The sequence below is a fragment of the Sorangium sp. So ce590 genome, assembly GCF_051521365.1.
Lineage (GTDB): Bacteria > Myxococcota_A > Polyangia > Polyangiales > Polyangiaceae > Sorangium.
Genome location: NZ_CP150346.1, coordinates 11,010,234 through 11,029,670, shown reverse-complemented (window position 1 = coordinate 11,029,670; position 19,437 = coordinate 11,010,234). Strand labels below are relative to the sequence as shown.

Sequence of the window (19,437 nt, the reverse complement as noted above, 5' to 3'; positions counted from 1 at the left end):
CGGCCCCCCAGCGCACGGCGCGATCGGCCCCCCAGCGCACGGCGCAATCGGCCCCCCAGCGCACGGCGCGATCGCCCCCGGCGCCGCGACGTGACCGCCCGCGCGCGCCTCAGCAGGCGCCGGCGCAGCCGTCGGCGCTCTGGAACCAGAGCCCGCCCGAATCCTCGCACGCGCTGCGATCGTACCTGCCCGAACAGCAGCGCTCCTGGCTCTCGCACACCTTCGCGACGCTCTCGCCGCTCCGGAAGCAGCATTTCCGGCTCTCGGGCGGCTCGGGCGCGGCCGGAGCCTCGGGCGCGGCCGGCTCCCCGGGCGCGGTCGCCTTCTCGATGACCACCGGGACTGCGGGCGCGACGAGCGTGGCCACCGTGTCGCAGCCGAACGAGCCAATCATGACGAGGACGACGAGCGCCGATGCCACCGCACGAGCGGTTCCAGCCAGCTTCATGATTGCCGTGGGTGCCATGGTCACCGTGCGGCGGCAAGTTGTTGCGCTCCGCCGTCTCGGCAGATCGGCTGGACGCGGCCGCGCGGCGCGCGATCGGTCAGGGTCGTGACGGCGGCTGTGCTATAAACCGGCGCAATGGCGAACAGCACGACCGCGCCGGAGAGGGTCACGCCGCTGAACGGAGCAGCAGCGACCTCGGTGGCCTGGCGGTGCCGGGGCGAGCTCCGCATCACCGTGATCGTCAAGGCCACCTTCGCCTTCGCGGCAGACGCCGAGATGCCGAGGGTCGAGCCGCAGAAGATCCTCCCCGGGGAGGTGCATCACGGCAACAACCCGGGGCGGAGCGTCCGGCTCACGAGCGATCTGGCCCCGCACCTGGACCACGCCGACGTGCTCTTCACCGGTCATGCCCATGCGCCGCCGCCGGGCGCGCCCGTGCACTCCCTGCCTGTGCGACTCACGATCTCCGACGAGAGCGAGGTCCTCCTTGACAAGGAGCTGCTCGTCCAGGACAGGGCCGGGTTCCAGCGGATGCCGCTCGTGTACGAGCGGGCGCTCCGCGGGGAGAACGAGCAGGAGAACTTCCTCGGCGTGCGGGCCACGGGCGACCCGTCCGATCCCGAGGCGAACGTCATCGATCCTCTCCAGCCGGCGCGCGCGGCCGGCTTCGGCCCGATCGCGCGCGCCTGGCCGGCGCGCAAGCGGCTGCTCGGCGCCACCCCGCGCAAGGCGCTCGATGCCGCCATCGCCGAGATCCCCGACGCCTTCGCGTGGGCGTATTACCAGGCGGCGCCGCCCGATCAGCGGGTGCGCACCCTGCGCGGCGGGGAATGGATCGAGCTCCAGGGGCTGCACCCCACGCTGCCCCGCCTCCGGACGCGGCTGCCCGAGGCGCGCGGCCGCGCGCGCATTCACGGCCTCTCGGCCTTCGGCGTGAGCGAGGGTACCCCGCTCGATCTGAGCGCGGACACGCTGCGCATCGACGGCGACGAGCAGCGGTGCACCCTCGTCTTCCGGGGCAGCTTCGCCGTGCCCGACGAGGCTGCGCTCGCGGCGGCCTCCATCGTGGCGGGGGTCGAGCTCCCCGGAGAGCCGCTCGAGTGGCCCGAGAGGCCGGCCGACACGGGCGCCGGGGCCCCCGGCCCCGCCCGGGCGGGCGACGCGGCCGGCCGCGCGCGGGGCGTGGGCGCCGACGGCGACGACACCGACGGCCTCGACGCGACCCAGACCGCTCCGCCCGCCGGTGCGCGCACGATGAGCCTCTCGGACGGCGGCGCGGCGGTGGCTGCCTTCGTCAGGGCGGCGACGCCGTTTCGTCCTGGGCCTCCTCCCGGCGACATCGCCGTGCGCGCGGCGGGCGCGGGGGCGCCGGCGGCCCGGTTCGACACCGGGACGCTCTCGCTCTCCTCGGCGGAAGACCCGGAGGGGTCTCCTACCGCGACGCTGGCCTTGCTGCCCGGTCAGGACGACAGCGCGGCGGACCAGCCTGCGCTGCCGTTCCAGCCGGCGCCTCCGGGCGCCGCGCTGCCTCCGTCGAGGATCGACCGTGAGCCGATCACGGCCGATGAGCGCATGAGCTCGGGCACGCTCGCGCTCTCGTTCGAGGACGACTGGGACGCGCGCGCCGGCGCGCCCGGGAGCTCCGACCCCGCCGCGCCGGCGGTCGACCTGGAGCCCGCGCCCGCGCGCGTGGAAGCAGCGGAGATCGCGCTGGCGCCCGAGCCCGCGCGGCCGGAGCCGCCGCCTCCTCCGCCGCCGAGGCCTGAGATCAGCGCCTCGCCGGCGCGGTCCTTCGAGCCGGACGAGCCGCCGGCGGCCCCGCCGCCCCGGCCGCCGCCGCCTCCTCCGCCGGAGCGCCCGGCGCTACCCACCCCGTCACCTTCATTGAGAAGGAGCCTTTACGAACGGTTCGACCGCAAACGATAGCTCGCGAACGAGAGCGCGCCGGACGCCCCGGCGCAGGGCGCCCCGAGGCGGGAGAGCCACTCCCACAGCACGATGGATGGAGCTGCGACGATGACCACTCAATCCGATTCGCTAGACATTCGACTCGAGCTCGCCGGCTTCTCGTCCGACGTCCTCCAGCTCAACAGCCTGTCGGGCCGCGAGGCCATCTCGCAGCTCTTCGCGTTCGACGTCGAGGTCGCCTGTCCGAGCGAGGCCGCGGTCGACGGGCAGACGTTCACCGGCGAGGCCGTCGCGATCGTCTTCGAGCGGGACGGGGTCGAGCTGCGGCGCATCCACGGCATGGTCGCCGAGGTGCACGATCACCTCGCGACGCTGCTCGATCACCGGGCGTACCGGCTGCGCATCGTCCCGCGCGCCCACCGGCTGACGCTCGTCGAGACCACCGAGATCTCGATGCACAAGGCCGTGCCGGAGCTCATCCAGCAGAAGCTCGAGCTCGTGGGCCTGAGCGGGAGCGACGTGGAATTCAGGCTGATGGGCACCTACGCGCCGCGGGAGTTCGTCGTGCAGTACCAGGAGACCGATTTCGCCTTCATCTGCCGCCTGGCCGAGCACGTCGGGATCAGCTTCTTCTTCGACCACCAGGACGGGCAGGACACGATGGTCTTCACCGACAGCGCCAGCGGGTTCAAGCCCACGGCCGGGGCCGAGTCCGTCCGCTTCCGCGAGCGCGGAGAGACCCGGGACGTCTTCGAGATCGCGGCGAGAGCGCGGCTCGTGCCGAGCGTGTATGTGGCCCGCGACTACAACTACCGGCAACCGATGCTCGATCTGACGTCGGAGCACGTCTTGCCCGCCGGGTATGCGGGGGGCGTGATCGAGTTCGGCGGGCACTACAAGACGCCGGGGGAGGGCAAGGAGCTGGCGCAGATCCGGGCCGAGGAGCGGCAGGCGACGCAGCTCGTCTACACGGGCAGGAGCGCTGTGTGCGCGCTCGGCGCGGGCGCGCGGTCGATGCTGGAAGAGCACCCGAACCTGGAGCCGCTCGACCTGCTCTTCGTCGAGGTGGAGCACCGCGCGACGCAGGCCGCCGGCGGCCGCGGCGGGGGTGACGCGCCCCAGCGCTACGTGAACTCCTTCCGGGCGATCCCGAGCAAGAACACGTATCGGCCGCCGCGCATCACGCCGATCCCCCGGATCAGCGGCGTCGTCACGGGGATGGTGGACGCGGGGCCGGGCGGCGGGGGCAACGACGCGCAGATCGACGATCAGGGCAGGTACCTGATCCGGTTCCTGTTCGACACGGGGGCAGCCGGCGGCGTGTCGTCCAGGCCGGTGCGCATGCTCCAGAACCACGCCGGCGCGAACTACGGCACGCATTTCCCGCTCAAGCCGGGGACCGAGGTGCTGATTGCCTTCGTGAACGGCGATCCCGATCGGCCGGTGATCGTGGGCGCCGCGCCCAACCCGCTGACGCCCTCGCCGGTGAACAGCGCCAACCGGTCGACCCACCGGATCAAGACCCAGGGCGGCATCGTCTTCGATCTCGTGGACGAGTGAGCCGCGCGCCGAGCCCCGGGCGGACGCGCGCCGGCGGGGGCGACGTTCAGAGGGCCCGCGTCTTGCCGGGCGCCGGATTGGCGGCGAGGGCGGCGCCCTGGGCGCGGGTCATGGTCCGGATGGCGTAGTTGAGCGCGGCGCGCAGGTTGCGTTGCGTGTTGAGCTGGGAGAGGTCGAGGCCGAGGGCGACCATGGTCTGGGCGACTGTCGGCTTGATGCCGGCGACGATGCCGTCCGCGCCGAGGAGCCGGATCGCGGTGATGAGCTCGATGAGGTGGCTCGCGACCTTTGTGTCGACGACCTCGACGCCGGTGAGATCGAGGATGGCGAAGCTCGCCCGCTTCTCGACGATCTGCTGGAGCAAGCTGTCCATGACCTCGGCGGTGCGCATGCTGTCGACCGTGCCGACCAGGGGGAGCGTGAGCACGCCGTCCCAGACCTCGATGATCGGCGTGGAGAGATCGCGGATCACCTTCTGCTGCGCGGCGATCTGGTCGAGCTGGATGCGCAGCTCCTTCTCGACGAGCCTGGACTCCGACACATCGAGCGAGACCCCGAGCACGCCGTCGACGCGATCGCCGGGCTCGCTGCGGAGCGGGATGAGCCAGTTGTCCCAGTCGGCGCCGTGCGCCTCGCCGCGGCCGCGGCGTACCTGGCCGTCGTACCATTTCCGCAGCTCAGCGGCGTCCATGGAGGCCCCATAGAGGTCCAGCAAGCTGTGCCCGACGTGCTGCCCCGGCTTGAACCCGGCCTTCGCGACCGCCTTGCCCTGGTGATAGACGTAGATCCCGTCGCGGTCGAGCGCCCATATCGTCATGGGATCCACGTGCTCGGCGATACCGTCGAGGATGCGCGCCTTGAGCCGGAGCGTCTTCAGCTCCTCCTGGTCGACTGCCGGCTCGACGGCGGCGGCCGCGGGCTCGGCCCGGAGCGAGCCGAGGACGGCGCTGCGATCGGACGACCGTCGGGCGCAGCAGGTCAGGCGCCGGTAGGACCCGCCGCCGTCGCGCAGGCGGACGCTGAAGGAGACGGGCTCATCCGCCCCGAGGAGCGCCGACCAGGCCGCCGAGAGCGCGGCGCGATCGTCCGGATGCGCGAGATCCGCGAGGGGCGTGCCGCTCTCGACCCCGGGGCCCAGCGCCTCACGCAGTCCACCGCTCCGATGGAGCAGCGCTCCGTCGGCCGAGGCGATGAAGAGCAGATCCGGAGAACGGGCGAAAAACTCGCCGAGCAACGCGCCGGGGGAAGATTCCATTCGTGCCACATCTCCTCGAGTGCAGAGAAGGGAGAATATAACGCAGACGAAGCACACCGGGGAAGGGCTGCCGGGCGATTGGGAAGAGAAGGCGAGCGGCACCGGCATGCCGGCTTACGCGACGAGATGGCGGGGCGGCTCACTCCGCCATGATGTAGAGCGAGGTGAGCCGAGAGCGACGGTGTTTCGACTTACGTGGACAGGAGCGGCGCAGAGGAGGTGAGATCGGCCAGGGTATCACCGGCATCGACGATGCGCCGGGCCGTGCGCCTCCTTCCGATGGAACGCGAAGAACCGGATCGCCACATCGGGCTGTTTCGGGTACTCGGGAGAGGAGCGATAGCTCATGAGACAGCGGGGAATCGTGCGTCGTCACGAAGATCTGCACACCGCGCTTCCCCAGATCGAGAAGGATGTCGACACCAGGGATACCAGCTGCGGGTTCAGGCTCGCCTCGGGCTCATCCCGGAAGAGGATGCCATTCGTCGTCAGCGAGCCGGCCAGATCGCCCGGAGGCCGACCGCGAGCGGCCGTGGACGGGCGCGGACGCTCAGGCAATCTCCGGCGGCGCGGGCGGCGCAGGTGCCTTGGGCACAGCCCGCTTCGCCTTCTTCACCCTGGCCGCGGCGGCGCGTGGGATATGGAGCTCGTCCAGATAGCCGAACACCTGGGCGTCGAGGTCGGGCGGAAGCTTCGGGTTGTGCTCGACCTCGTCCGTGATGCCCGCCCGCAGGCGGGAGAGGAGGCCTATCGTGGCGGCGCGGAGCGCCGCCTGGGCGCGTCGAGCAGCCCTGATGCCCCAGCGGCGAGGCGTGGTGGTTGCTCCGAGCAGCCCCGGAGGCCCACCTCCCCCGTGTGATAGCCTCGCAGGCGCGCATGGACCCGTACCGATCCTTCCGCGCCCCCGGCGCCGCGCCCCCGGCGCCACCCCCAGGCCCCGTGGCGGACATGGTGCAGCAGTTCGCCGACCCGTACGCCTTTCTCCGCGAGCTCGTCCAGAACGGCATGGACGCCGGCGCGCGGAAGATCGCCGTGCGCGTCGAGACGCTGCCCGACGCGTGCGCCACCTCGGTCGCCGACGACGGGTGCGGCATGAGCCGCGAGGACATCGAGGGACCGCTGCTCACCCTCTTCAGCTCGTCCAAGGAAGGCGACCCCGGCAAGATCGGCAAATACGGCGTCGGCTTCGTCTCGGTGCTCGCCATCCAGCCGGAAGAGGTCGACGTGGAGACGTGGCGCGACGGACAGGCATGGCGCCTCCGGCTGCGCAGCGACACGAGCTACGAGCTCGAGGACGCCGGCCCGCGCCAGGACAGCGGCACCCGGGTGACCCTCATCCAGCGGCTCAGCCGGGAGGCGTTCGTGGAACACGCCCGCCGCGCCCAGGCGGCGCTCCGCCGCTGGTGCCGCCACGCCAGGTGCGAGATCGCCCTCAGCATCGCCGACCACGAAGGCAACGCACGCGCAAGCGTCGAGCGCATCGATACCCCGCTCTCGGTCGCAGCGCCCGTCTCCGTGACCGCCGTCGAGGAGGAGACGACCTTCGTTGTCGGCCCCTCCGCCGGCGCTCAGCACCTCGCACAGCAGAGAGGCGGCGAGCCCGCCGCGGAGCACGGCCAGAGCTTCGCCGGCTTCTACAACCGCGGCCTCACCCTGTTCGAGACCACGGACGAGCTCTTCAGCGGGCTCTCGGGCGTGCGGTTCAAGGTGATGAGCCCGCACCTCCAGCACACCTTGAGCCGCGACAACGTGCGCCGCGAGGACGCCTTCTGGGAAGCGCTCGCCCGCGTGCGCGAGCTCGTCAAGGGGCCGCTCCGGCGCGAGCTCGCCGCGCGCCTGCCGCAGGCCGCAGCAGGCGCCGCCGCCGGCGAGGGCGCCGCCGCCGCCGCGTACGCGGCGATGCTCGAGGCGGCGCTGTCGCCGCCGACCGCGCTCGATCCGGACGAGATCCCGTTTCCGCTCGCGAGCGCCGTCGCGGGCGACCGGATACGCGCCGGCCTGCGGGCGCTCGCGCGAGGGCGCGAGCCGCTGCTCGTCGCCGAGCGGCCCGGCGCGCTGACCGAGGCCATGGCGCAGGACGGCCTGCCCGTCGTGCTGTGCAACCACCCCGCCACCGTCGCGCTGCTCAAGCGGTGCTTCCCGACGGCGCGCATCGAGGAGGCGCGCGCGGCCTACCTGCGCGTGCGCGAGGAGCCGGAGAGCGCCCGCGCGGCCGACGCGCCGCTGCTCCAGGTGGTCGCCGACGCGCTCGCCCGCGCCCGGCACGGGGTCGCCCGGGTGAGCCTCTGCCGGATCGAGGGCGCCCTCCGCGAGCGCGGCGGGATCCTCCTGCCCGCAGGCGGCGAGCGCGGCGGGCCCGAGCAGAGCTGCCACGCCGCGCGCGACGTCGTGCGGCGCGCGGCGCGCTTCGAGCCGCGGCACGCCCTCTACCTCAACGTCGCCAGCGACACCGTGGCGCTCGCCCGCAGGCGCGCCGCCGTCGACCCCGTGACCGCCGGCAACCTGCTCGCCCGCGCGCTGCTCGTCGAGGCCAAGGGGCCGCTCGATCCCGAGGACAGCGACCGGCTCCTCGACCTCGCGGCGAACCCGCCGCCCCTCGCAGGCGCGCCAAGAGGGCTCCCGAGATGAGCCGCGTCGTCGCCCGCGGCGCGATCCGCGTCGATGCCCGCCGCGCCGTCCAGAAGCTCAGGGAACACCTGCTCGTCGACCTCGACCTCTACCTGCTCGAGCTCGTCCGGGCCGCCGCGGCCGGCGGCGCGACGCAGATCGACCTCCAGTACGACGCCGACGACGTCGTCCTGACCTTCGACGGACAGCCGCCCGACGCGCCCGTCCTGGCGCGCCTCCTCGACCACGTGCTCAACGCCGCGCCCGACGCGCCGTCCCGGCGCCTCCGGCTGCTCGCGCTCGGCGTGAACGCGGCGCTCGGGCTGCGCCCGGCGCGCGTCGACCTGCTCACGACCGGCCGCGGGCCGTCCGGCGAGAGAGCCGAGGCGACCTGCACGCGCGTGCGCTTCACGCCCGCCCTGCTCGAGGCGCCCGAAGGCGCCCTCGCGCCGGCCGCCGCCCCCGCCTGCGACGAGGTGCCGAGGCCGCCCGGGATGCCCGCGGCCGGCCTGCGCGTCGAGGTGCGGCGGCGACTCGGCTGGTCGGTGCTGCGCCGGGCCATCACCGGCGACACCCCGCCAGAGCTGGCCCACCTGGCGGCGGCCACCGGCGATTTCTCGATCCCGATCGCCCTCGCCGGCGAGCCGCTCCGCCGCGCACCCCCGGGCGGCAAGCCCGCGGTGCTCATGCGCGTGCCCTTCCACGTGCACGGCGCGCGCCGCGCCACGCTGGAGATCGTCGCGCCGCGCGATCCCGCGGGCGGGCCGGCCCTCTCTGCGCCTCTCTCGACGCCCCTCTCCGCGCCTCTGTCGACGCCCCTCCCCGCGCCCTTCTCTCCCCCCCTCTCCGGCCTCCCTGTCGTCGACTACCTCGAGCACGGCGTGCAGCTCGTCCGCGAGCGCTGGAGCTTCGACCCGCGGTTCCCCTCGGCGCCCTACCAGGGCGTCGAGCTCCCGGTCCGCCTCGTCGTCGACGCGGACGAGCTGCCCACCAACGCGTCGCGCTCGGCGCTGCGCGAGGACGCGCCCCTCCGCGCGCGGCTCCGCGACGCGGCGGGCGGCGCGCTGCTCGACGCGCTCGAGGCGCTGACCGCCCTGCTCCGCGGCGAGGGCGCGATCCCGGAGGGCGTGATCGTCGTCGACGAGGACCGCGGCCGGCTCGAGGACGCGCTCGCGGCCTTCGCGTGCGTCGCGACCGGCGCGGCGCGCGCAGGCGCCAGGCTGCTCCCCGAGGCGCGGGCCGTGCGCGAGCTCCCGCTGCTCCGCGACGGGCACGGGCGGCCGGTGTCGCTCGCGTCGCTCGACGCGCGCGACGCGTCGCCCCTCTTCCTCTACCGCGGCGACGCGAGGCTCCCGGAGGAGCTCTCCCCCTGGGCCCACGACGTGATCTGGAGCCACGGGGGGGTCGTCGAGCGCGCGCTCGCCGGGCTCCCGCTCGCCGACGCGGAGGCGATGCTCGAGCAGGCGAAGCTCGGCGCAGGGCGCCGCAGGGCGTTCCTCCTGCACGCGACCGGCGAGCCCGTGGTGCCGCCCGCCCCCGAGCACGCGCTCCGCGCCGCCTTCAACGTGGACGAGGGGACGCTCGCCGGCCTGCGCGGCGAGCTCGCCGTCTTCACCGACGACGGCGAGCCGAGGAGGGGCGCCGAGGTCCGGGTGTTCGTGGACGGGCGGCACCTCGAGACCGTGGAGCTCGATCCCGCCGCCGTCCCCCTGCCGGTCGAGATCGCGCTCGCGTGGGAGGGGCGCGTGCGGCCGCGCTTCGCGTACGACGGCGTCGAGCGCGACGCGCGCTTCTGGCGCGCGGTCCGCCACGCCCTGGGGGTCGCGCTCGCCGCGGCCGACGCCGAGGCGCGGCGGCGCTTCGGTCCGAGGGCCGCGCACCAGGGCGCGCCGCAGCCCGAGAGCGAGCTCGCTCGCCTGAGGGGCCCGCTGCGCGCCGCGATCGGCACAATGTTCTGCGCTCCGCAGCGCCTCGGCGCGCCCGACCGCAGACAGGGGCGCCGGGGCGGCGCCGGGCGGCGCGACGTGGACGACCTCGCGCCGTCGCGCTTCGGCGGCCTCCTGGAGGCGCGGCTCTGGCCCACGCTCGGGACAGGCCGGTTCCTGAGCCTGAAGGGCCTCGCCTCGCTCGCCAGGGCGGCGCGCGGCCTCTGCACCGCGCCGCCCGATGCGCGGGGGCGCGCGGCCGACCGGCGGCCCGTGCTCGCCGCCTCGCAGCGCGAGCTCGACTGGCTCGCCGCCGCGCTCCCGGAGTGCGAGCTCGTCCCCTACGCGCCGGGGCTCCTCGGCGAGGACGAGCTCGCGGCGCGGGGCCCGGCGCGGCGGCGCGCGCTCGCGGCGTCGCTGGAGAAGGTCGCGCCGAGAGGCGAAGCCCCCGCGCCGGTCCTCGCGGTCGCCGGCCCCGGCTTCCTCGCCCTCGCCACGCCCGGCGACGCGATGGTCGAGGCGTGGCACCACGCGTCGCAGCCGCTCGCCACCCTCGAGGCCGCGACGCCGCTCCTCGGCCCCGCCGCCGTCGCGATCGACGACGACGCGGCGATGCCGGGCAGGGCCTGGAACAGCCTCCTGTCGCCGCGCAACGACGCCGCCGTCCACGCGGTCGAGCGCGCGCTCTGCGAGGCGCTCGTGGCCGCGCTGGAGGGCGACGCCGCGGCGCGCGCGCGGCTCGGCCTGCGGGGCGACCCGCTCCGCCACCGCGGCCGACCGGACGCCCGCCTGATCGCCTACCTCCTCGAGAGCGCGCGGGCGCTCGCGGAGCGAGCCCGGAGCGCGCCCGTCGAGGCGGCCCTCGGCGAGCTCGCGGCGCGCATCCGGCGCCTGCCGCTGCTCGTGATGCTCGATCCGCGCGGCCGGGAGGTCGCGTGCTCGCTCGAGAGCCTCGACAGGACGCACCCGCCGCCGGCGCCGATCCCGGTGCTCGACGAGGCGCCCGGCTTCGAGACGCTCGCCTGGCACCCCCTCGTCGTCCGCGAGCCGCGCGAGCGCGCGGCGCTCCTGCGGTGGGCCGGCGGCCGCGCCCTCCCGGCGCAAGGCGGGCTGCCGGCGCGGCGGCTCCGCGCCTCCACCGAGCAGGGCCGCCTCAAGCGCGCCGGGAGGACGCAGGACCCCAGGGCGCGCGGCGACGCCGCGGGCGCGCCGCGCGCCCCGCCGGCGCTGCCCGGCGCGCCGCCGCACCCGAGCCTGCGGGTGAGCCTCGCCGCGCTCGGCGTGCGGGATCTCGAGGGTGAGCTCGAGATCATCGAGGGGCCGGAGTCGGACGCGCGCTTCATCGACCCCGACGGCGCCGAGCGGCGCGTCGACGTGGATCTGCCGATCCCGCTGCGGATCGTCGCGCGCGCCGACGCGGCGGACCCGCCGCGGGACGAGGTGCGCGCGCTGCTGGCGCGCCTCGCGAAGGGCGCGGGCCGCCACCTGATCTCGCTCGCACCCCGCTTCGACGAGCTGCCGCCGTTCGCCCGGAGCCACACGCGCAGCGCGCTCCTGCGGACGCTCGCCCAGGGCAAGCGCGTCGTCGCGGGCGCCGCGGGCGCGCCGCTCTTCCCCGACATCGAGGGGACCCACCGGTCGCTCGACGACCTCCGGCGCGATCCGCGCGCCGAGTGGCTGTGCACCTCGACGCCGCCGCCCTACCCGACGCAGCGCTACGAGCGGCCGGTCCTCGCGCTGAGCAAGCCCGAGCGGCTGCAGCTCGCGACGGCCGTGCTCGTCAAGGACATCACCGACACCGTCGCGCGCGATCGCGCGACCGAGGAGCGCCTCGCGGCGCCGCCCCTCACCGTGATCGGCCTCGACGCGGCCGCGCGCGCGGCGTGCTTCGCCGTCTTCCCCTTCGCCCAGCAGGAGGGCGCGCGGACCGCGCACGGCGAGATCGGCCTGCTCGCCCCGGAGCACGCCGGCGCGGCCGGCATCGCGGTGCACGTCGGGCGCCGGCCGCTCTGCGCGATCGGCGCCGGCAGCGGGTGGCCCCTGTGCGCGGCCGTCAACGACGACGCGCTCGAGCCGAACCGCGCCTTCGACGGGCTCAGGACGGGCGCGGACGCGGCGAGGCTCCGGCAGGCGGTGCGCGACGCGACCGCGCGGTGGCTGCGCGGCCGGCTCGCGCCGCCCGAGGACGCGCTCGCGACGCGGTGGCTCGACGCCGCCGTCGCCCGGCCCCGGCCGCTGCTCGTGACCGGCGCGCTCTGGCTGCCCGCGCGGTGGCCCCGCGCGCCGCGGGTGCTCGTCGGCGCGCCCTCCGCGGAGATCCTCGAGGGCGGCGACGTCGCAGCGCTCGGCGGCTTCACGCCGCGCGCGCTGCTCGCCGAGGCGGGGGCCGGCGGCGTCGTCGGGCTCGCGCCGGTCGAGGGGATGCTCCTCGTGTGGCCGCTGGAGGAGGAGCGCTGGGAGGCCGTCGCGGAGCTCGCCATGGAGGCGGCGGCCTCGATGGCGGCCGAGGTCTCGGACGAGACGGCCGCCGCGCCGTACCTGTGGAACCTGCACCTGCTCGGCCGCCTCTCCGGCGGCAGGCTCGCCGCGCCGACCGCCGACGGGGAGATCGTCGGCCCGGCGGCGGTCCGCGCCGAGCTCGCGGCGAGCGGCTGCCTGTGGATCACCGATCGCCGCGGGAGCGCGGACGGCGATTTCCCGGAGGGGACGCCGGCGTTCGTGCTGCTCGACGACGGCTCGCCGCTCGTCGAGGTGCTGCGCCACCGGGCCGCCCCGGGCGCGCTGCGCGAGCTCGGCGCACCCGCGGCGCCGCCGGCCTCGGCCGGCGCCGTCGCGGCGGAGGTCGGGGGCGCCGCGACGGCGGTCGGGGGCGCCTTCGGGGCCGCCGGCGACGAGGCTCCGGCGGGCGCGACCGGCGACGAGGCTCCCGCGGGCGCGACCGGCGCCCAGGCTCCCGCGGGCGCATCCGGCGCCCAGGCCCCCGCGGGCGCGCTCGACGCGAGCGGCGCACGCGCCTGGGTCGGCGCGCTATGGCGCAGCGTGCGCGGCCTGATCGGCGGCGAGGCGGCGACGCTGCTCGGCGCCGCGGCCGAGCGGCCGGGCGCGACGGCCGAGGGCCCGCTCGCCGCGGCGCTCCGCGAGGCCATCGCCAGGATGGGCCTCGAGGGCTCCCCGGTCCGCGCCGTCGTCGAGAGCCGCTCGGGGAGGCCGGTCCGCTACGAGGCCAGCCGGAGCCACATCGTCATCAACACCGAGCACGAAGCGCTCGCGTGGCTGCGCGCGCGCGGCTCGCCCGATCCCGCGGCCGTCGCGCTGCTGGCGGCGGCCGCCGTCGGCGAGGTGAACCGCGCGCTGAAGTCGGTCACCGACGCGGAGGAGCGCCGGGCGCTCGACCACCTGCTGCGCTCGATGAGGTAGCGCGCGCCGACCGGCGTCGCATGGGCCCGGAGAGAGCTCCCATGAAGGCGGGAAGGCGGGAAGATCCCTGAGTTCTTCTTCCCGCTTCAGGGTCGAATCAGGACCACTACCCGCCGCCGAGCGGCAGGCTGCGCTGGGCGCCGACGTCGTAGATCAGGTGACCGGCGCCGTCGATCCGCGCCGCGGGGTTCAGCGTGTGCTGGGCCCGCGCGCCGGGGCCGAGCAGGTGGACGACCGCGAGCCCGCGCGCGACGAGGGCGTCGGCGATGAGGCGGCGGTGGCAACGCCACCAGAGCGTCTCGGCGCACAGGAGGGCCATGCGCCGTCCCGCCCGGGCTTCCGCCTCCATCTCGGAGAGCGCGCGCTGGAAGGCGGCGGTCTCCATGTGGTCGGCGTAGGCCCGGAAGCTCGCGTTCTCCCAGACGACGTGGGGCGAGCCCTCCCGCCCGATCCGCCGGCCGCCCAGCGTGTCGCCGCGGAAGACGTAGGTCACCCCGAGCGGGGGCAGCGCCTCGGCGAGCGCGGCGCGGCCGAGGTGCGGCGACCGGCGGGATCCCGGGAACCTCCGGACGTCGACGAGCGTGTCGGCCGGCCCCTCGCCGAGCAGCTCGACGAGCTCTTCCAGACTGCGGGTGCCGTGGCCGACGGTGAAGACGGTGTCCACGGGGAGAGCTTTGCGTCCCGGCAGCGCGCAGGCAACGTGCGCGGGAGGCGCTCGCCGGGGCTCCTGGTCTCCCTGGCCTCGGGCCGTCCCGGCGCCGGCCGGCGCGCGGGTCGTGCTCCTGTTCGACCCTGAAGGCGGGAAGAAAAGCTCAAGGACCTTCCCGCCTTCATGGGAACTCTCTCCGGGCCCATGCGACCCTTGCCGGCCGCCGGGCGGCGTCGTCGGGCTCGCGCCGCGCCCCCGGGTGCATCCGCCCCGGATCCTGTGCTCCACTGCGGCCATGACCCTGGGCGCCGCGCCGCGGATGACGGAGAAGATCGCCACGGTGCCCGCCGGCCGCGAGCCGAGCCTCCCTGCCCGCGCCGGCGAGGCGCTCGCGCGCTGGCTCGAGCTCGTCCAGGGGTGGAACGCAAAGGTCGATCTGACGGCGGCGCGGAGCGCCGACGAGCTCGCCGACCTCATGCTCGCGGACGCGCGGCTCCTCTCGGAGCACGTCCCCGAGGGGCGGCGCGTCGTCGACGTCGGCACGGGGGCCGGCGCGCCCGGCCTGCCGCTCGCGCTGCTGCGGCCGGATCTGGAGGTGACCCTCGTCGAGCCCCTGCAGAAGCGCGTCGCATTCCTGCGGACGGCGATAGGCACGCTGGTCCAGGAAGGCGAGCTCAAGAAGCCGCCCCGGGTCGAGCGCGCGCGCGGCGAGGATCTCGTGCGGGCCGGGAGGTCGTTCGAGGTGGCGCTCTCCCGCGCGACGCTCGCGCCGGACGCCTGGCTGCCCCTCGGCGCGGCGCTCACCGCGCAGGAGCCGGCGGATCGGCGCGAGATCTGGGTCCTGCTCGCCCGCGACGAGCCGCCGGCGCACGCCGGCTGGGCGCCCGCGATCGATCTCCGGTATCGCTGGCCGCTCACCGGCGCCGATCGGAGGGCAGTGCGGTATCTGCCGGAAGCCGCGAAGCTCGCCTGACCGCCCTGTCGGGTATCGCCTGAACCAGGCCGCCAGTCTTCCGATTGAGATCCTGATGGCGGCGCTTCGCCGGAGAGTCATCCGCTTTCGCGGAGGCCCGGCGTCGAGGTGCCCCGGCTCGTCCGGTATGGCGAAGCAGCACCGCTTCCGATACTGTCCCGAAATCACATGAAGGCGCGCCCTACGTGGGCAGGGCCTCCTGGCTCAGGAGACAGTAATGAAATTACAACGCGTTTCGGCGATCCTGCTCACCTCGGTCGCCTTCTCTGCAGGCTTTATAGGTTGCGGCGGTGACGACTCGGACGACGGCGCTGGCGGGGGCACGTCGAGCTCGACAACGTCCTCCTCGGGCTCGGGATCCTCCGTGAGCACCGGCTCCAACACGCCCGGAGCCGAGTACCTCGGCAGCCAGTGCACGGAGGACGCGGACTGCGGCCCGGACGGCGAGTGCTTGCTGGAGTCGGATCCGGAGGGCGGTCCTTCGGGCGGGTACTGCACGGCGTCGTGCACCGCTGACGGCGACTGCGAAGGTCGGGACAGCGTCTGCCTGGGTGGACTGTGCGTCCTGGGCTGCGACTATGGAGAACCGGCGATCGAGTACCTCGACGACGAGCTCGACCCGTTCAAGTGCCACGGCCGCGACGAGCTGCGTTGCCAGCGCGTGCCGCGCGACGAGAAGGACACGCAGGGCGTGCCGGTCTGCGTGCCGAACTGCGGCTCCGACAGCCAGTGCCCCGGCCGCAGCTGCGATCCCAGGCAGGGCATCTGCGTCGACGAGCCGACCGAGGGGCTCCCGATGGGGGCCGCCTGCGACGCCGACGCCGAGGCCGACGAGGACCCGTGCGCCGGAGTGTGTGGAAGCTTCATCGGCGACGTCGGCGCATGCACCCAGTTCTGCGGCCTGGGCGGCGATCTTCTCGAGTCCGACTGCGGCGGGCTCGAGAACGGCATCTGCCTTTACTCCGCGCAAGACGCCGGCCTCGGCGACGTCGGCGTCTGCACCAGGGCGTGTACGGCGCACAGCGATTGCCTCTTGCCCAACTCCCGCTGCGAGAACATCGGTCTCCCGGACAACGGGTACTGCATCTTCATCAACATGCCGAAGCAATGCGAGGACAACGACGACTGCAAGGCGCCGGATGAGTGCGCCGAGACGCCTGACGGCTTCTTCTGCCTCGACCCGAAGTATCCGCTGAGCAACGCCGGCGCGGGCGGCGCGGGCGGCGCGGGCGGCGCGGGCGGCGCGGGCGGCGAGGGCGGCGCGGGCGGCGAGGGTGGCGAGGGTGGCGGCACCGGCGGCACCGGCGGCACCGGCGGCACGGGTGGGGAGGGCGGCGCCAGCGCCACGACCGGCGCGGGCGGCACCGGCGGCACGGCCGGCACCGGCGGCGCGGGCGGCACCGGCGGCACGGCCGGCACCGGCGGCGCGGGCGGCACCGGCGGCGCGGGCGGCACCGGCGGCGCCTGACCGCCGATCCGCGGACAGGGTCTCATCCCATCTCGATCTCCAGAGATGGGATGACCCTCACGCCCCACTCCCCTTCTCGTTTTCTCGTTTTCCAGGAACCCGGAACACCGGGTCCACTCCCCACCAGCCCAGGCACGAGGCCCGCCGTCTCAGGCGAGGCAGATCGCCACACGACCCTCCCGGCGTGGCGCGCCGTGGGCGCGTTGAAGACACCCACGCCGGGGGCGCTCGCCGCGCCGGCATCCCCTTTGCTCAGACGCCCGTGCGGGCAGGAGGACCGCATGAACAAGCTCGCTCTCTTCACCTCGGCCGCCGTCGTGGCGGCCGCGACGACCGGGTTCACCGCGACCGCGCACGCTCAGGAAAGGACGCGCGACAGGGTCACCATCACCGATTCCGTGCCGAACCGCGGGCTCATCTGGAGCGGCGTCGCCGTGCTCGGCACCACCTACGGGATCTCGACCGTCGTGGCGACGTTCAGCGACAACCCCGCGGACCGCGCGCTCTGGGTGCCCATCGCGGGGCCCTGGATCGACCTCGGCACCCGCGGCGAGTGCAGCGGCGAGCGGGAGTGCAACGCCGAGACGACCCACAAGGTGCTGCTCGTGGCCAACGGGCTCGGCCAGGCGATCGGCGCGCTGCAGATCCTGAGCGGCTTCATCTTCCCGGCGAAGCGCACGGTGACCGAGGTCGGGACCGTGCAGATCATCCCCCTGGGCAAGGGGCTCGCCGTCAGGACGGTGTTCTGAGCCGAGATGCGACGTCGCGAGCCCGCCCCCGCCCCGCCGTGCGCCCGGGGCCTACCCGGCGGCAGACGGCGCGCTCGCCCGGGGCGACAGGCCGCGAACGAGGGCCGCGAGCGTGCGCAGCACCGGGGTGTCGACGCCCGCCCGGCGCCCCCGCTCGACCACGGCGCCCTGGAGGATCTCGACCTCTGTCGCGCGGCCGGCGCGCACGTCCTGCAGCATCGACGGCTCGGTGAGCGGGAACTCCGCGCGCGTGAGGGCGATCATCGCGTCCGCGGTCGCCTCGGAGATCTCCGCCCCCTCCGCCCGCGCGACCGCGATCACCTCGAGCATCGCCGCCCGGGCGAGGTCCTCCATCCGCTCCACGGCCACCCCGGCGCGCTGGCCGGTCAGCGCGCAGATCGCGTTGAAGGGGGCGTTCCAGACCATCTTCTCCCAGAGCATGGCGCGGTAGCTCGACCCCCGGCGCACCGGGATGCCCGCGCGCTCGAGCAGCGCGGCGATCGCCTCGACCCGCGCCTCCTGCCCGGGCCGGTACGGCGCGAGGCCGGCGCGCGTCGGCGCGAGCGTGTCGATCTCGCCAGGGCCGCTGAGGCCCGCGGACATGTACGCGATGGCGGCGATCACGCGCGGCTCGCCGACCTCGCGGGCGACCGCGTCCTCCGAGTCGAGCCCGTTCAGGAGGGGCGCGGCGAGGCCGTCCGCGGCGAGCAGCCCGGGGAGTTCCGCGCTCACGGCGGGGAGAGACGGCCACTTCACGGCGATGAGCGCCAGATCGAACGGCCCGCGCGCCCCGTCGAGCGGGGTCACGCGGAGCGGCGGCGTGCGCAGCTCGCCCGACGGCGTGCGGATGACGAGCCCGCGCGACCGCATCGCCTCGGCGTGCGCGCCCCGCGCGACGAAGGTGACGTCTTCCCCCGCGAGGGCGAGCCTCGCCCCGAAATAGCCACCCACCGCGCCCGCGCCGACTATGAGGATCCGCATCGGCGGCGACCATAGCATGCTCGAACCGGAGCGCAGACAGCCGACATGTGGCCGCCAGCACGGTTTGCGGATAAGCATGAGCCGAGATGCATAGGCCGGACGCTCCCCCCCTGGCTCAAGCCAGCGCCGGCAGGAACACCGGCGCCGAGCCCAGCACGACGCTGGAAGCCGGGCAGATTCAGCGCTTGCTCGACGCCCTGCCGGCGCTCATCTCCTATGTCGATAACGACGAGCGCTACGGCACCGTCAACCAGGCCTACGAGCGCTGGTTCGGTGAAGCGCACGGCTCCCTCGCCGGCCGGCAGGTGCGCGAGGTGATCGGCGACGCCGCGTACGCCGTCGTGAAGCCGCACATCGACGCGGTGCTCGGCGGAAAACCGCAAGATTTCGAGTCTCGGCTCGTTTACCGCAGGGGCGGCAGGCGCCACGTCCGCATCCAGTACATTCCGCACCTCGGCGCGAGCGGCGATGTGCGCGGCTTCTTCACGCTCGTCGCGGACATCAGCGAACAGAAGCGCGCCGAGGAGGCCCGTCGCTTGCTGGCCGACGCGACGGCCCTGCTCGATCCGGTGCTCGACCGCGACACGAGCTACCGGCGCGTCGCCGAGCTCGCCGTCGCCTCGATGGCGGCCTTTTGCTCCGTCCACTCGCTCGATCCGGACGGCACCCTCCGCGCGCCGGTCATCGCGCACGCGGATCCGGCCAAGGCAGCGCTCGTCTCCAGGCTGGCCCAGCGCGGCCGGCGCATGGTCGGCCTCCAGCACATCACCGCGGCGCTCGCCGACGCGCTCACCTGCGACGCGGTGAGCCCCGGCCCCGGCGAGGGCAGCACCCTCAGCGTCTGGCTCCCCCTCGCGGGCGCGCCGGCGGAGAGCGCCGCGGCGCCCGCGACCGAGATCCCGCGCTCCGGGGCGGGCGTCCTCCTCGTCGACGACAACGTCGACGCCGCCGAGGGCCTGCGGCGCATCCTCCAGCTCCACGGCCACACGGTCTCGATGGTGTACGACGGCCCGGCGGCGCTCGAGAGCGCGCGCGCGTCGAAGCCCGAGCTCGTCCTGCTCGACCTCGGCCTGCCCGGGATGGACGGCTACGAGGTCGTCCGGCGCCTGCGCGCCGAGCCCGAGCTCCGGCGCTCCTACATCGCCGCCGTGTCCGGCTACGGGCAGGACCAGGACCGCCGCCGCTCGCGCGAGGCAGGCTTCGACGCCCACCTCACGAAGCCGGTCGCGACGGCGCAGCTGCTCGCCCTCGTCGCCGAGGCCGCCCCGCGCGGGTGACCGGCCCGCCGGCCATTTCAGAGTTGCAATGGTTTCGCTCCGGCGGAGCGACACACACACGAAACAGTCTCCTCCTGTTCCGGGCGAATCGCCCTTTTCCTTTCATTGACGCTGTTCGGATCGCCCTCGCGCGGAGCCCTGTTACGCTCGTTCGCGACCGCGAAACGCGCAGGAAACAGAGGGATTGTCCGGGATCGAGCGCGCCGCTGGGCACACAATT

12 protein-coding genes are annotated in these 19,437 nt (G+C 74.9%); 8 read left to right on the top strand and 4 right to left on the bottom strand.

Annotation, left to right across the window (positions count from 1 at the left end; translation table 11 throughout):
* Positions 1–109: 109 nt before the first annotated feature.
* Positions 110–448, bottom strand: coding sequence for a hypothetical protein (locus WMF28_RS41875; protein ID WP_437599342.1), 339 nt, complete (start codon positions 446–448; stop codon positions 110–112).
* 135 nt (positions 449–583) lie between these two features.
* Here WMF28_RS41875 and WMF28_RS41870 point away from each other — a divergent pair, with 135 nt between their 5' ends.
* On the top strand, positions 584–2,374 hold the full coding sequence (locus WMF28_RS41870; RefSeq protein ID WP_437599341.1) for a DUF2169 family type VI secretion system accessory protein: 1,791 nt from the start codon (positions 584–586) through the stop codon (positions 2,372–2,374).
* A gap of 90 nt (positions 2,375–2,464) precedes the next feature.
* Complete coding sequence (locus WMF28_RS41865; RefSeq protein WP_437599340.1) at positions 2,465–3,916, top strand: type VI secretion system Vgr family protein; 1,452 nt, start codon at positions 2,465–2,467, stop codon at positions 3,914–3,916.
* A gap of 46 nt (positions 3,917–3,962) precedes the next feature.
* Here WMF28_RS41865 and WMF28_RS41860 read toward each other — a convergent pair whose 3' ends face one another.
* Positions 3,963–5,171, bottom strand: coding sequence for an STAS domain-containing protein (locus WMF28_RS41860; protein ID WP_437599339.1), 1,209 nt, complete (start codon positions 5,169–5,171; stop codon positions 3,963–3,965).
* A gap of 876 nt (positions 5,172–6,047) precedes the next feature.
* Between WMF28_RS41860 and WMF28_RS41855 the strand changes: the two genes are divergently transcribed.
* Positions 6,048–7,799: an ATP-binding protein gene (locus WMF28_RS41855; RefSeq protein ID WP_437599338.1), complete on the top strand. Its 1,752-nt coding sequence runs from the start codon at positions 6,048–6,050 to the stop codon at positions 7,797–7,799.
* Positions 7,796–13,120 (top strand): hypothetical protein, encoded by a 5,325-nt coding sequence (locus WMF28_RS41850; protein ID WP_437599337.1) that lies wholly within the window; start codon positions 7,796–7,798, stop codon positions 13,118–13,120. Before WMF28_RS41855 ends, WMF28_RS41850 begins: the two co-directional genes overlap by 4 nt.
* A gap of 106 nt (positions 13,121–13,226) precedes the next feature.
* On the opposite strand, the gene WMF28_RS41845 is transcribed toward WMF28_RS41850, so the two are convergent.
* Positions 13,227–13,784 (bottom strand): DUF488 domain-containing protein, encoded by a 558-nt coding sequence (locus tag WMF28_RS41845; RefSeq protein ID WP_437599336.1) that lies wholly within the window; start codon positions 13,782–13,784, stop codon positions 13,227–13,229.
* A 280-nt stretch (positions 13,785–14,064) separates the two neighbouring features.
* On the opposite strand from WMF28_RS41845, the gene WMF28_RS41840 reads away from it, so the two are divergent.
* The 3 genes from WMF28_RS41840 (at position 14,065) to WMF28_RS41830 (ending at position 16,959) form a co-directional block, all read left to right on the top strand.
* Positions 14,065–14,742 (top strand): 16S rRNA (guanine(527)-N(7))-methyltransferase RsmG, encoded by a 678-nt coding sequence (locus WMF28_RS41840; RefSeq protein ID WP_437599335.1) that lies wholly within the window; start codon positions 14,065–14,067, stop codon positions 14,740–14,742.
* Between the two features lie 364 nt (positions 14,743–15,106).
* Positions 15,107–16,210 (top strand): hypothetical protein, encoded by a 1,104-nt coding sequence (locus WMF28_RS41835; protein WP_437599334.1) that lies wholly within the window; start codon positions 15,107–15,109, stop codon positions 16,208–16,210.
* A gap of 281 nt (positions 16,211–16,491) precedes the next feature.
* The gene (locus WMF28_RS41830; protein WP_437599333.1) at positions 16,492–16,959 is read left to right on the top strand and encodes a hypothetical protein; all 468 of its coding nucleotides are present in this window, start codon (positions 16,492–16,494) and stop codon (positions 16,957–16,959) included.
* A gap of 51 nt (positions 16,960–17,010) precedes the next feature.
* Here WMF28_RS41830 and WMF28_RS41825 read toward each other — a convergent pair whose 3' ends face one another.
* Positions 17,011–17,940 carry a ketopantoate reductase family protein gene (locus WMF28_RS41825; RefSeq protein WP_437599332.1) on the bottom strand — a complete coding sequence of 310 codons (930 nt, stop codon included), beginning with the start codon at positions 17,938–17,940 and terminating at the stop codon, positions 17,011–17,013.
* 86 nt (positions 17,941–18,026) lie between these two features.
* On the opposite strand from WMF28_RS41825, the gene WMF28_RS41820 reads away from it, so the two are divergent.
* Positions 18,027–19,217 carry a response regulator gene (locus WMF28_RS41820; protein WP_437599331.1) on the top strand — a complete coding sequence of 397 codons (1,191 nt, stop codon included), beginning with the start codon at positions 18,027–18,029 and terminating at the stop codon, positions 19,215–19,217.
* The last annotated feature ends 220 nt before the right edge of the window (positions 19,218–19,437 follow it).

Bases quoted from the DNA above. Each gene is read 5' to 3' on its own strand.
- WMF28_RS41860 (WP_437599339.1), bottom strand. From the start codon at position 5,171: ATGGAATCTTCCCCCGGCGCGTTGCTCGGCGAGTTTTTCGCCCGTTCT.
- WMF28_RS41870 (WP_437599341.1), top strand. From the start codon at position 584: ATGGCGAACAGCACGACCGCGCCGGAGAGGGTCACGCCGCTGAACGGA.
- WMF28_RS41875 (WP_437599342.1), bottom strand. From the start codon at position 448: ATGAAGCTGGCTGGAACCGCTCGTGCGGTGGCATCGGCGCTCGTCGTC.
- WMF28_RS41825 (WP_437599332.1), bottom strand. From the start codon at position 17,940: ATGCGGATCCTCATAGTCGGCGCGGGCGCGGTGGGTGGCTATTTCGGG.
- WMF28_RS41820 (WP_437599331.1), top strand. From the start codon at position 18,027: ATGCATAGGCCGGACGCTCCCCCCCTGGCTCAAGCCAGCGCCGGCAGG.
- WMF28_RS41865 (WP_437599340.1), top strand. From the start codon at position 2,465: ATGACCACTCAATCCGATTCGCTAGACATTCGACTCGAGCTCGCCGGC.
- WMF28_RS41855 (WP_437599338.1), top strand. From the start codon at position 6,048: ATGGACCCGTACCGATCCTTCCGCGCCCCCGGCGCCGCGCCCCCGGCG.
- WMF28_RS41850 (WP_437599337.1), top strand. From the start codon at position 7,796: ATGAGCCGCGTCGTCGCCCGCGGCGCGATCCGCGTCGATGCCCGCCGC.
- WMF28_RS41840 (WP_437599335.1), top strand. From the start codon at position 14,065: ATGACCCTGGGCGCCGCGCCGCGGATGACGGAGAAGATCGCCACGGTG.
- WMF28_RS41830 (WP_437599333.1), top strand. From the start codon at position 16,492: ATGAACAAGCTCGCTCTCTTCACCTCGGCCGCCGTCGTGGCGGCCGCG.